This window comes from Ruegeria atlantica (assembly GCF_013032455.1).
Lineage (GTDB): Bacteria > Pseudomonadota > Alphaproteobacteria > Rhodobacterales > Rhodobacteraceae > Ruegeria > Ruegeria atlantica_B.
On sequence record NZ_WQCF01000002.1, the window covers coordinates 183,666 to 195,641 of the forward strand.

10 protein-coding genes are annotated in these 11,976 nt (G+C 58.4%); 1 reads left to right on the top strand and 9 read right to left on the bottom strand.

All coding sequences use genetic code 11. From position 1 onward, the window contains the following. Window positions 1-6 precede the first annotated feature (6 nt). From GOW93_RS04895 to GOW93_RS04910, 4 genes are all read right to left on the bottom strand, one after another. Window positions 7-1,251, bottom strand: coding sequence for a DUF3179 domain-containing (seleno)protein (locus GOW93_RS04895; RefSeq protein WP_170382002.1), 1,245 nt, complete (start codon window positions 1,249-1,251; stop codon window positions 7-9). A gap of 19 nt (window positions 1,252-1,270) precedes the next feature. Continuing rightward, a complete protein-coding gene (locus tag GOW93_RS04900) occupies window positions 1,271-2,938 on the bottom strand; it encodes a sulfatase-like hydrolase/transferase (RefSeq protein ID WP_170382003.1) in 1,668 nt (555 codons plus the stop codon). 104 nt (window positions 2,939-3,042) lie between these two features. After that, window positions 3,043-4,680: a sulfatase-like hydrolase/transferase gene (locus GOW93_RS04905; RefSeq protein ID WP_170382004.1), complete on the bottom strand. Its 1,638-nt coding sequence runs from the start codon at window positions 4,678-4,680 to the stop codon at window positions 3,043-3,045. Between the two features lie 10 nt (window positions 4,681-4,690). Continuing rightward, window positions 4,691-4,942: a hypothetical protein gene (locus GOW93_RS04910; RefSeq protein ID WP_170382005.1), complete on the bottom strand. Its 252-nt coding sequence runs from the start codon at window positions 4,940-4,942 to the stop codon at window positions 4,691-4,693. Window positions 4,943-5,066: 124 nt separating this feature from the next. Between GOW93_RS04910 and GOW93_RS04915 the strand changes: the two genes are divergently transcribed. Further along, the gene (locus GOW93_RS04915; RefSeq protein ID WP_170382006.1) at window positions 5,067-6,389 is read left to right on the top strand and encodes an adenylate cyclase; all 1,323 of its coding nucleotides are present in this window, start codon (window positions 5,067-5,069) and stop codon (window positions 6,387-6,389) included. 74 nt (window positions 6,390-6,463) lie between these two features. Here the strand turns inward: GOW93_RS04915 and GOW93_RS04920 are convergent, their stop codons facing one another. The 5 genes from GOW93_RS04920 to gcvH form a co-directional block, all read right to left on the bottom strand. Continuing rightward, window positions 6,464-6,931: a cysteine hydrolase family protein gene (locus GOW93_RS04920; protein ID WP_170382007.1), complete on the bottom strand. Its 468-nt coding sequence runs from the start codon at window positions 6,929-6,931 to the stop codon at window positions 6,464-6,466. Between the two features lie 19 nt (window positions 6,932-6,950). Then, window positions 6,951-7,364: a VOC family protein gene (locus GOW93_RS04925; RefSeq protein ID WP_170382008.1), complete on the bottom strand. Its 414-nt coding sequence runs from the start codon at window positions 7,362-7,364 to the stop codon at window positions 6,951-6,953. 194 nt (window positions 7,365-7,558) lie between these two features. Then, the gene (locus GOW93_RS04930) at window positions 7,559-8,545 is read right to left on the bottom strand and encodes a helix-turn-helix domain-containing protein (RefSeq protein ID WP_170382009.1); all 987 of its coding nucleotides are present in this window, start codon (window positions 8,543-8,545) and stop codon (window positions 7,559-7,561) included. 95 nt (window positions 8,546-8,640) lie between these two features. Beyond that, window positions 8,641-11,496, bottom strand: a complete 2,856-nt coding sequence (gene gcvP / locus GOW93_RS04935; protein ID WP_170382010.1) for an aminomethyl-transferring glycine dehydrogenase — start codon at window positions 11,494-11,496, stop codon at window positions 8,641-8,643. A gap of 114 nt (window positions 11,497-11,610) precedes the next feature. After that, entirely contained in the window at window positions 11,611-11,976 is a 366-nt protein-coding gene (gene gcvH / locus GOW93_RS04940; protein ID WP_170382011.1) for a glycine cleavage system protein GcvH, read from the bottom strand.

An 11,976-nucleotide genomic window follows, 5' to 3' on the forward strand; every position in this document is an offset into this window, starting at 1 on the left:
CTGAGGTTATGCAGCTACGCCATCTGAGCGTCCCATGTCAGCACCGACGCGATTGATGTCGGTGTCAGGGAAAAACTCGGACCAGACGTGCCAGAAAACGCCTGCGCGCAAGGTTTCGACCCTTTGCAGCCTGCCTTGATCGGACATGCCCCAGAAATCGCAGCGCGTGACGGGTTTGCCGCTGTCATTGTACCAGACGCCAAGGCTTTCATATTTCGGATCGAGACTGACCACGACGTCGCGCCCGCCTACAGAGGCATTGACGATCCAGTTGTTGTCCACGACGAAATCATCCGTCCAACAGGCGGCGTCGTTGCCGACGGTTATCCCCCACACATAGGTTTTGTTCGGCAGCCGGTCGTCTGATCGGTCCATATTGTCCATTACCGGCGCATCTTCCTGATGTTGGCGGCCGATCCCCCAGCCAAATGTGATCTCGGTCACCATGTCCAGCAGCCGCAACAGTGGGTTAGGAGAGGGCATGTTCAGGTACACCTCGCCATCGGGAAACGCCTTTTTAAACCCGCGAAATGTCATCCGATAGGTCGGCCAGGGTTTCATTTGCGCCTCGGGGCGTAAGGGGCAGGCAGGACCGTCTGCATTGGGATCGCGGTCAGCCTCGCGGAAACCATAAATGTGCTGGATCGGCTCACCAGATTCGTTGTCGCGCAGGATCAGGTTGTTGCCATGCTGGGCCAGAACCTCGAGGTCTAAACGCTTGCCTTCGATCCGAGGGACATAGCCCTGCCCGAGGTTGGCCATCGCGCAATAGGTCATGACGACGTCCTTACCGCCCAACCCATCCACGTCCCCAGCCAGGTGAGGTCGCATGATCTGCGCGTCCGGGTGCGCGCGCGCATGGCCATTGTTGTCGAACACGATAACCGGCGCCGTTGGGCCGACATTTTTCTGCGCCTCGCTGATAGGAAAGAAGGCTGCGTCATTCAACTGATTGCGCAGGCCCAGATGAACCCAGACATAGGGGAACCCATATAGAAACAGAACCAGCAGCGCTGAGATGAACCACAGCCAAAATGGCCCGCCGCCTAGTATGAAATGCGCAAGCGTAGCGATGACAAACCCGCCAAGCCCCACGCCGATCAAACGGTATTCGTGTCGGATAAAGCGCACCATATTTTCGCGTTTCACCTTCAGCAGCATCTGCGAAATGTCACCCAGATCCCGGAAGTAGACGAAGCCGATCCCAAGCGAGACAACCAAGCCAAGAGCGAAGAGTATAGTTCCGACCATATGCACCTCCTGTCTGGTGTTACTGCTGCGGCGAGGCGCGTTTGATCATAAACGCTTCGACGGCCTGTTGCGTTTCGGGGCGGATGTTCTCGATCCCCTCATAGGGCACGCCAAAGGCGGGCGTAGTATCGGGGAATTTCTCTTTGCGGGCCATGTGACGGCCCAGAATGCGCACGAATTCCTGCCCTCCCCAGGCACCGACTTCGGTCGAGACCGAGTATTCCTCGCGCGTGTCCCGGTAGAGGTCGAAGAATTTGGCCGCGATGGCGTTCTGTCCTGCTGCGGGCAGTTTTAGCTTGAGTTGGTCCTTCACGATCGCTTCGGGTTTGGCGATTGAGTAGATGATAACGTGATCGCGACGGGCCTTGGATTCATCAGCGAATAACAACGCGGCAGATTGGTCAACTCCGTCCACCAGACGATCCCGGGGGATGAACTGATCGGCCCCGGCAAAACGCGACAGCGTCGTATAGAGGTCAGTGACATGGACAATGCTGTTCAGCAGCCCGTCGGCTTCGATCATGCCGGGCCAGCGGATGAAAGCATCAACGCGGACGCCACCCTCGGTCGTGTCGCCTTTGCCTCCGGCGTAGATTAACGGAGTGAAGCCGGATTGCGGGGAGTATTTGGTGAAGTGACCGTTGTCCCCCATGACCACAACCACTGTGTTTTCCGTTAACCCGAGCTCATCCATTCGTGTGAAAAGATCGCCCAGCCACTGGTCTAGTAACTGCATCTTGTCGACATACAGACCGCCATTGGCGCTTTCGGGCCCGTCGCGTCCAGCGCGGGTGTTGTCCAGCGGGATCATCGGCCAGTATTGCAGGAAAAAGGGGTCTTCACCGCCTGCGAGGCGGTCGAGTTCCTCTAGCGTCTTGTCTTGAAACGCCTGATTCATCTCGTCATATTTTGCGGCGTTCCAACGCTCGCCGGTTTCCATGCGAATTTCTCGGATCGGGCCGCCAGTTTCGCCTTCGATGACCGTCATCATCGCGGCGGAGTCAGGACGGAACCAGCCATCCAGCGTGTATTTGTCGTCATAGTCCCGGATTGCGACCGTCACCTGTTCCTTGATTGCGTCGTCGTTGAAGATGGTCAGCTGACCCTGCTGGTGAATGGCGTGTTGGGCATAATCAAAGCCCTGATTCATCGCCCAGCTTTCAGCGATATCGCCCATGTGCCATTTGCCGACGTGACTGGTGGCATAGCCCGCCTGCTTCAACACCTCCGCCAGAGTGATCTCACCCCCCGGCAGACCAAAACCGGCTATGTCCACGGTCGTGTCGCCCATACCCATGCGCACCGGCAGCCGTCCGGTCATCTGCGCTACACGGGTCGGTGTGCAAGAAGGTTCGGTATACATCCGCACCATTCGCATGGCCTGATCCGAGAAATCGTTGATGTTCGGCGTCTCGTATCCCCGCACGGCGTTAAGTTCGGGAATCCCCATGTCGCCAAAGCCCATGTCGTCGATCAATACGCTAACGATATTCGGAGGATTGCCCTCGTTCCCCTCACGAAACGTCGCCAGTGCCTCATTTACGGCAGCGTCATCCTGAGCCCATTGCTCGGCGTGTTGCGCCTGAAGAATGTAAAACTCCGCATCGTGTTGAATTGGGTTTTCCTGTGCCACAGCTGGTGCGGCCACAAGGCCTACTGTCACCGCAATCCACCATCTCAAATCCATTCTATACTCCCCCTCCGCTGTCAGAATGCCCCACAATTGTTTTCGCAGAGTAATCTCACATTAAAACATTACGATATTTGTTTTGAATTTTCTACCGAACTGCATTACTGCCAGCTCATGAATACATCTCGGGTCGTCTCCGACTCTGGGCGCAGATTCTCGATCCCCTCGTAGGGACGGCCCTTGCCGATCTCGGAATGGGGGTATTTTGCGATCATCTTCTGGTGGCGTTTGATCATGTCCTGAAACGAAGCTCCGGCCCAAAGAGAGTACCCGACCAACGGATGTTTCTCACGTGGGTCGCGATAGATGTTGTAGGTGGGTGCCGCTGCGCCGGGCTGGCCGGGGGCGGGCAGGTGCATCTTGAACTCTTGCTTGACGACGGATCGCAGCACCGGACCTTCGTAGACGTAGACATAATCGCGCCGGCCATGACCTTCGCCGTTCAGCAGTAGGGCTGTTTGGTCGATGCCGTCGATTACCCTGTCGCGCGGGATAAAGTCCGTCGCGCCGGCTATTCGGGCCATCGTGGTGTAGATGTCCGAGACGTGAAAGATGTCGCCCGCCGCGCTGTTCGGTTCGATCACATTGGGCCAGCGGATGAAGGCATCTGTGCGCACACCACCTTCAAGGTGTTGGGTCTTGCCGCCGCGATAGATCAGCTGGTTCAGGCCCGAGCTGCCTTCGTAGTGATACATCAGGCCATTATCGGCCATCAGGATCACGATGGTGTTGTCCGCCTTTCCGGTTTCATCCAGCGCCTGCAGCAGGTCACCAATCCAACCGTCCAGCAGTTGCAGTTTGTCGGCGTGGAACCCGCCGTTGCGCGAGATCGCCTGATCGGCATAAACAAAGTTCAGCGGGTAGAGCGGCCAGTATTGCAGGAAAAAGGGCGCATCATCGGCCGCGACACGCTGCAGCTGTTCCAGCGCCTGCTGCTGATAGCGCAGGTTCATGTCCTCGTACTTCGCCTGCGTCCAGACCTCACCCGCCGCCATGTCTACTTCGCGCGCCAAACCGCCAGCCTCAGCCTCGACACCGGTGACCAGACCGTAGGGTTTGAAACGCTCGTCCAGAAGGAACTGGTTGTTCTGACCTTCGGGAACATAGCCGAGCATGGCATTGGACCGCATCGCCTCGGGGGTCATAAGGCTCAGCTGGACTTGCTGGTGCAGGGGGAAGGCGGCCCACTCAAAACCCTGATTGTGGGGATAGGATTCTTCGATATCGCCCTGATGCCACTTGCCGACATGGGTGGTCGAATACCCCGCCTGTTTCAGGATTTCGGGCAGGGTGACTTCGCTGGCGGGCAGACCTTCGCCCACCAGCGCAACCTTGACCTCTTCAACACCGGCCCGCACCGGGTGACGGCCTGTCAGCAGCGCTGTACGCGTGGGGGTGCAGGAAGGTTCGGTGTACATCCGCATCAATGACAGGCCTTCGGTGGCCAGTTGGTTGATGTTCGGCGTCTCAATGCCCATGACGTAGTTCATTTTGCGGTCGCCCATCTGGCCGAAACTCACGTCATCAATAAGGATGTAGAGGAAATTGGGGGGCAGACCGCCATTCGCCGCCCGGATCTCGGCAAGTCTGGCGTCAATCTCGGCATCCTGCGCATCCCAAGCCTCTCCGAACTGCGCGCGCAGGTATTCGAATTCACCGTCGTGAATGATCGGAGTGTCCTGAGACATCGCCGGACTGGCGGTCAGGATCAGCAAGGGCAGAAGGGTACGGAGTTTCATAGTCAACCTTTCACTCATTCGTGCAATCGGAGGCTTGCAATCGCTTTTCGATAACGTTCCGCAAATCCGAGACGCTTTCGGCCAGATCTGCGAGGTAACGGGTTTGCGTTTGTCCTGTTGCTTGTGGGGCCAAGGCGAGATCCGAAAAGACTTCGTGATAATCGACGCAAATCTGGTCGAATTCCGTGTCTTGGGTACGCAGGGCACGCAGCCGATGTGCTGTACCGGGAAATTGTGCGTCAAAGAATTCGTCATCTGTCATCTGTTGGGGGCGCTCGCTGGATTTACCCCTCAAGCATACCTGGCCAAGAATATACCTTGAACGTAAAAGGCCGCATGCTACCGTAGCAACACGCCGCCAAGTCCTTACCTTGAAAGGATAGTTCTTGACTGCCAAAGCTGACGAAAACGCGCGACAGAGCGCAGGATCGTTCCCTACGGAACAGATCAAGGCCGCGCTTGAACGGGTATTGGCCTCGAAGGATTTCAAGGGATCGGCCCGGATGCAGTCGTTCCTGACCTATGTCGTGGCCGAAGCGCTGGCTGGGCGCACTGATGAAATTCGCGCCAAGACGATTGCGATGGATGTCTATGGCTATGACCCCAATGACCTGTCCCGGCGGGAAGGGGTTGTGCGCGTCGACGCAGGACGCGTGCGGCGCAAGCTCAAGGCTTACTATGGCGGCGAGGGCGCGTCGGACCCGGTGGTCATTTCACTACCGGTTGGTAGCTATGCGCCGGAGTTCCTCGTGGGCGCAGAAGGCGGGCGCCAGGGTGTACGGCCTCTATATCTTGTCGGCGCAGCTTTGGGCGTGGCTGCGTTGGGCTTAGGCATTTTTCTGACATCGTCGTTTTTTAGGGAAAGCCACACGGCTTGGCCTTTGGGCGATCAGTCTACGATCTACGATGTCTCTCCAACCCGCGTTGAGGCGATGAACTTGTGCAGCGCAGGACGGGACCTGATCTTCCCGGTGGTGGATTTGTCGCGTCTTCGACCTGCCTTGTTGGTTTTTGAAACAGCGACACAACGAGATCCGCTGTATTACTGCGGCTATGCAGGCGCGGCGCAAGTCGAAACCATGTTGGCCATTCTGCAATTCTGGGACCCGGTTGCCGACGAATTGCTGGCCGCCGCCAATGACAATAGCACCCACGCAATGGAACTGGCACCGGATGCGCCATGGGCGCTGTCCGCGCGCGCATGGTTTGAGTTTGCCGTGGGCAACTTCGGCAAGGCCACCGACCTGTCGCGGCGGGCAACCGACATTGCCCCCAATGACCCGCATATTGCCGAGTTTGATGCCCTGATCTCGCTTTATACCATGGATTTCGACCGGGTTCTTTCCCATGCCGACCGGTATCAGGCGCTCGCTAGAGATAGCGGAGGATCGGTGGCCGGAAATGCGCTGGGTGCGGCGCAGTTTCACACGGGCGACTATTCGGGGTCGATCCGTACCTACGAAGATACAATTGCGCGCGGTGGGCCGTTCGGGCCGATTTCCACCGCGTACTTGATGGCGGCACATTGGCACAATGGCGACCACGTCGAGGCCCGGAGATTGGCCGAGGTTTATACTAAGACCTGGCCGAATTTCCCTCTGGAGGCGTTGAAAATTCGGGTGTTTGTAGACCCCGCGCCAGTTCAGAACCTGATTATGGCCATGCGTACGGCCGGGTGGGGCGATGCTGAACCCGCAACCGCGCAGTAAGTCCTGAAAAACACCGAAAATGACCACCTGTTTGGCTGGTATTGTTTTCTATTCCAAACATTTACTTGTACGCGTCAGAGCAATTCTAAATGATTATTAATGACCTGGCCGAAATGATGTCGCCACAGATCAACGCCCAGCTTACCGCTGCGATCCAGTGAGGACCCGACAACCGTGTCGGCCACAATGGTCGGCTGAAGTCCCGCGTCAAACAGGGCGAAACCTGCGGCCAGCACACAAGTATCGGCCTGAATGCCGCAAACCAGAACCCGGTCAACATTCCAGATTTGAAACTGTTCGATCACGTCAGAGGGCAGGCCATAGCCGTATTTCAGAATAATTTTATCCGCCTCAATCAGGCTGTCATCAATGGATCGGGGTTTCCACCCAAGCTGTCGGAAAAAGGGGACCTTGGCCTCGTCATGGCGTACGACCGTGGCGACCGACGGATACTTGGCTGCCAATAGGCGGCTGCGCTCGACCAGCCACGATGGCGGATCAAAGCAGGGCTGAACGTCGACGACAAGTACGGCCTGTTTCAATCAATGCCTCCTAAATGGGTTACAGCGCCTGATGGACCTCGATGATGTTGCCTTCAGGGTCGTGGAAAAACAATTGGTGCCATTCTTCCGCGAAAGCAGTGCCATAGTCTGAATAGGGAACCTCATTGTCGTCGAGCAGTTTTTTGAAGGCCTCAATGTCGTCCGTTCGAAACGCGATATGGCCGCGCTCGACAGGGTTGATGGTTTCGCCATGTTTGAAGGCGACATCCAGGTTTTTCTCGGCAAGATGCATCTGCATGCCACCATCGGTGGCAAACCGAATCTTGCCGGCATAGCCCTTGTCGTCGGTAGCTTTGGGCCGGGGGAAGTTTTCGATCGGAATGTTATCCAACCCAAGGATCTGGGTATAAAAGCGGTGTAACCGCTCGACATCTTCAGAGACAAAATTGATGTGGTGAAATTCAAGTTTCATTCCGGCCGGGCCTTGTGATTGGTGAGTGAGATCAGAAAATCCCAAGATTCGGCGACAGGCAAGCCCGGTGACACACGGTAGGATTTGCCGTCGAGCGTCAACGTCAGCCCGCCAGAAGCCGTTGTGCAGCAAAAGAGACGTGGGCAGTCTAAGCTGACCGCCCGCAGCAATCTTCCGGCAGCCCAGTGCGGTGCTTAGAGCTCTGATAAGTTACCAGCAAAGCGATGGCTGCGTACCGCCTCGGGCGTTGTCTTATATTGTGCCCTGAATGCGCGCCCCAAGGCGCCTGCGGATGAAAACCCCGTTGCCGCCGAAATCTCAAGCTGTGGCATGTCGGTGTATCGTAAGAGGCTGTAAGCGCGTTCAAGCCGCAACTCGCGATAGGTCGTCAACAGTTTGACGCCCGTCTTGTTTAGAAAGCGCCGCTGTAACTGGCGTGTGGACGCGCCTAACGCCTCAGCAAGATCGGAAATCTTCAGTGGATCTTCGACATTTTTAAGCATTTTTTCAACCACTTGGCGCACCATCGGATCTGCCCCCGACCGCTGAATAAGCCGGGTCGCAAGCTGGCTTGAACAGCTGCGTTTTGGCTCGGTCAGGCCGATATAGCTGCGCAAGGTTTCTGCCAGATGCTCGCCGTGATCCAGTGCTACAAATTCCGACAAAAGGCGTAGGGCGCTGAGCTTGGTCGCGGCGCTGTGTACCCGACCGTCTGGAGATCGGTGCGAGCACTGATGGCAGTCAGCGAGGCCAATTTCCTGCGCAGCTGCCAGAAAATTGGGGTGAATGGCGGCGACGGTTTGGTCGCCTCTTCCGGTTTGTGCCAGCAGCAACACTGCCCCGCCAACCAGTATCGATCGGGGTGCAAGGTTAAGCACCTGCGAAAGCCGCGACGTATCGTTGTAATCGTTGAGCCAGGTCTTGTGGAAATCGCCCCAGAAAATCGCGGTGCGGCCTGACCAATACAGCGGATCACCCGCTGGTGCCTTCGCCGCACAGCGAATGTTCACAGAATAGGTGTGATCTTCAACAAGGTCATTGAGAGCTTGAAAGAACTCGACAACCATTTCCGCCGACGCCTTGGATTCAGATTCGTTCAGAAAAACGTCTATGTTGCGTTGCCGTTCAATTGTTGTTCTGGCCAATTGAGCATGGTCGTTTCCGAGGACATAGTGTTTCATTGTTCCTCCAGTTGCTTTGAACGGATTGATCCCGTTACGGCTTGGCCAGATTTAGGTTGTTATCCCCCCCGCTTTTTTGGCGGGGTTTTATTTTTTTATTCTGCGGCGTCTTGGTATGCGTCCATTGGGGGGCATGTGCAGACGAGGTTTCTGTCGCCGTAAGCGTTGTCGACGCGGTTGACGGGGGACCAGTACTTGTCGACGCCCATCGAGCCCGGCGGGAAGCAGGCTTGCTCGCGGGTGTAGGGACGGTCCCATTCGCCGACCAGATCGCGCACCGTGTGGGGGGCGTTTTTCAGCGGGTTGTTCTCCGCGTCGATCTTGCCGTCGATGATCTCCTGCGCCTCGGCCCGGATCGAGAGCATGGCGTCGCAGAAGCGGTCCAGTTCCGCCATGGGCTCCGATTCCGTGGGTTCCACCATCAGGGTGCCCGCCACCGGCCAGGACATGGTCGGGGCGTGGAAGCCTGAATCGACCAGACGCTTGGCGATGTCGTCAACGCTGATATTGCCCTCGGCGTCCAGCGGGCGGGTGTCGAGGATGCATTCATGCGCCACACGGCCTGTCTCGGACGTATACAGGATCGGATAGGCATCCTTGAGGCGCGCGGCGATGTAGTTGGCGTTCAGGATCGCCACCTTGGTGGCCTGGGTCAGACCCGCGCCGCCCATCAGCAGCACATAGGCCCAACTGACTGGCAGGATCGAGGGCGAACCGAAGGGCGCGGCCGAGACCGGACCCACGGCGGTGCCGTATTCCGGGTGGCCGGGCAGGTGTTCCTCCAGATGCGCCTTGACGCCGATCGGACCCATGCCGGGGCCGCCGCCGCCATGCGGGATGCAGAAGGTCTTGTGCAGGTTCAGGTGGCTGACATCGCCGCCGATCTTGCCCGGCTGGGCCAGACCGACCATGGCGTTCATGTTCGCCCCGTCGATATAGACCTGACCGCCGTGATCATGGGTGATCTGGCAGACCTCCTGCACGGTTTCCTCGAACACGCCGTGGGTCGAGGGGTAGGTGATCATGCAGGCGGCCAGATGGTCGGAGTGTTTTTCCGCCTTGGCGCGGAAATCGGCGATGTCGATATTGCCGTTCTCATCCGCCTGCACCGGCACAACCTGCCAGCCCACCATCTGGGCCGAGGCCGGGTTGGTGCCATGCGCCGAGGTTGGGATCAGGCAGACATTCCGCTGCCCTTCGCCGCGGGCGAAGTGGTAGTTGCGGATGGTCAGCAGGCCTGCATATTCCCCCTGCGCGCCCGAGTTGGGCTGCTGGGAGATCGCGTCATAACCGGTGATCTGGCACAGCTTGTCGTTCAGATCGGCGATCATCTCGTGATAACCCTGCGCCTGATCTTCGGGCACGAACGGGTGCAGGTTGGAGAACTCGGGCCAGGTGACTGGGATCATCTCGATCGTGGCGTTCAGCTTCATGGTGCACGAGCCCAGCGGGATCATCGCGCGGTCCAGCGCCAGGTCACGGTCGGCCAGACGGCGCATGTAGCGCGTGATCTCGGCCTCGGCCCGGTTCTGATGGAAGATCGGGTGGGTCAGATAGGTGCTTTCACGCAGCGCGTAGTCGGGCAGGCGGTAGACCTTGTTCGAACTGTCATCTTTCTTGTCGATGCCAAAGGCGCCCCAGACGGCCTCGATGGTCTCGGGGCGGGTCTGTTCGTCCAGGCTGATGCCCACTTTTGTCTCGCCGACTTTGCGCAGGTTGACGCCACGGGCCACGGCCGCCTCCATCACGACGTTCTGCAGATGGCCGACCTCGACGGTGATGGTGTCGAAGAACACTTCCGGCTCAACCGCAAAGCCCGCCTCTTCCAGACCAGCCGCCAGGCGCGAGGTCTTGCGGTGCACCGATTGCGCGATGGCCTTGATGCCGTCGGGGCCGTGATACACGGCATACATCGAAGCAATGACGGCCAGCAGCGCCTGCGCGGTACAGACATTCGAGTTGGCTTTCTCGCGACGGATGTGTTGCTCGCGGGTTTGCAGTGACAGGCGGTAGGCCTTGTTGCCGCGGCTGTCGATGGACACACCGATGATCCGGCCCGGCATCGAGCGTTTCAACTTGTCGGTGGTCGCCATGTAAGCGGCGTGCGGGCCGCCATAGCCCATCGGGACGCCAAAACGCTGGGTCGAGCCGATGGCGATATCCGCGCCCATCTCGCCCGGTGACTTCAGCAGCGCCAGAGACAGGATATCGGCGGCGACGATGGCAATGGCTTTGTGTTCGTGCAGGGCCGCGATTTCCTTAGTGAAGTCGCGCACATGACCATGGGTGCCGGGGTACTGGAAGATCGCGCCAAAGACGGAACCGGCGTCCAGTGTGTCCGGATCGGCGACCTGTACGTCGATGCCCAGAGGCTCGGCGCGGGTTTTAATCACCGCGATGGTCTGCGGGTGGCAGTTCTTGTCGACAAAGAAGGCCGCGTTGTTGGCCTTGGACCGGCCGCCGCGCTTGGCCATCGCCATCGCTTCGGCAGCGGCTGTGGCTTCGTCCAGCAAGGAGGCGTTGGCCACATCGAGCCCGGTCAGGTCGCTGACCATGGTCTGGAAGTTCAACAGCGCCTCAAGCCGGCCCTGGCTGATCTCAGGCTGATAAGGTGTATAGGCGGTGTACCAGGCCGGGTTTTCCAGAATGTTGCGCAGGATCGGTGCCGGGGTGGTGGTGCCGTAATAACCCTGACCGATCAGCGAGGTCAGAACCTTGTTCTTGCTTGCCACCTGTTTCATGTGGAAAAGCGCGTCGCGTTCCGTCATCGCCGGGCCCCAATCCAGCGGCTCAGACTGCCGGATTGCAGGCGGGACGGTGGCGTCGATCAGCTGGTCCAGCGTCTTGAAGCCGATCACCTTGAGCATGTCGCGCATCTCGGTCGGGCTTGGGCCAATGTGGCGGCGATTGGCGAAGTCATAGGCTTCGTAGTCGGTCAGTTTGAAGGCCATGTGTTGCGCTCCTAGAGGAAAGTCTCACCCAGCCGCTTTGGCAGATGCCTCCGGCGGGAGTATTTGGGAAAAGATGAAGCGAGGGAGCCCCAATGGCGGGGCTCCGAGATTGGTTTAGCCGATGAAGGCTTTGTAGCCGGCTTCGTCCATCAGGTCGTCCAGCTGCGAGGCGTCTGCGATCTTGATCTTGTAGATCCAGGCTTCGCCTTCGGGGTCTTCGTTCAGCGCACCAGGGTTGTCGGCCAGCGCCTCGTTCACTTCCGTAATCTCGCCATCCACCGGAGCATAAAGCTCGGACGCGGCTTTAACGGATTCGATCACGCCGATCTCGCCGCCTTTTTCGAACTCGTCGCCCGCTTCCTGCTGCTCGACGAAGACCACTTCGCCCAGCTGCTCGGCCGCGTGCGCGGTGATGCCCAGCGTGGCGGTGTCGCCCTCAACGATCAGCCATTCATGCTCTTCGGAATAATAGGTTGCCAT

What these genes read in the sequence shown, in the direction of transcription:
- GOW93_RS04905 (WP_170382004.1), bottom strand. Translation starts at nt 4,680, where the DNA reads ATGAAACTCCGTACCCTTCTGCCCTTGCTGATCCTGACCGCCAGTCCG.
- GOW93_RS04910 (WP_170382005.1), bottom strand. Translation starts at nt 4,942, where the DNA reads ATGACAGATGACGAATTCTTTGACGCACAATTTCCCGGTACAGCACAT.
- GOW93_RS04900 (WP_170382003.1), bottom strand. Translation starts at nt 2,938, where the DNA reads ATGGATTTGAGATGGTGGATTGCGGTGACAGTAGGCCTTGTGGCCGCA.
- GOW93_RS04930 (WP_170382009.1), bottom strand. Translation starts at nt 8,545, where the DNA reads ATGAAACACTATGTCCTCGGAAACGACCATGCTCAATTGGCCAGAACA.
- GOW93_RS04925 (WP_170382008.1), bottom strand. Translation starts at nt 7,364, where the DNA reads ATGAAACTTGAATTTCACCACATCAATTTTGTCTCTGAAGATGTCGAG.
- GOW93_RS04895 (WP_170382002.1), bottom strand. Translation starts at nt 1,251, where the DNA reads ATGGTCGGAACTATACTCTTCGCTCTTGGCTTGGTTGTCTCGCTTGGG.
- gcvH (WP_170382011.1), bottom strand. Translation starts at nt 11,976, where the DNA reads ATGGCAACCTATTATTCCGAAGAGCATGAATGGCTGATCGTTGAGGGC.
- gcvP (WP_170382010.1), bottom strand. Translation starts at nt 11,496, where the DNA reads ATGGCCTTCAAACTGACCGACTACGAAGCCTATGACTTCGCCAATCGC.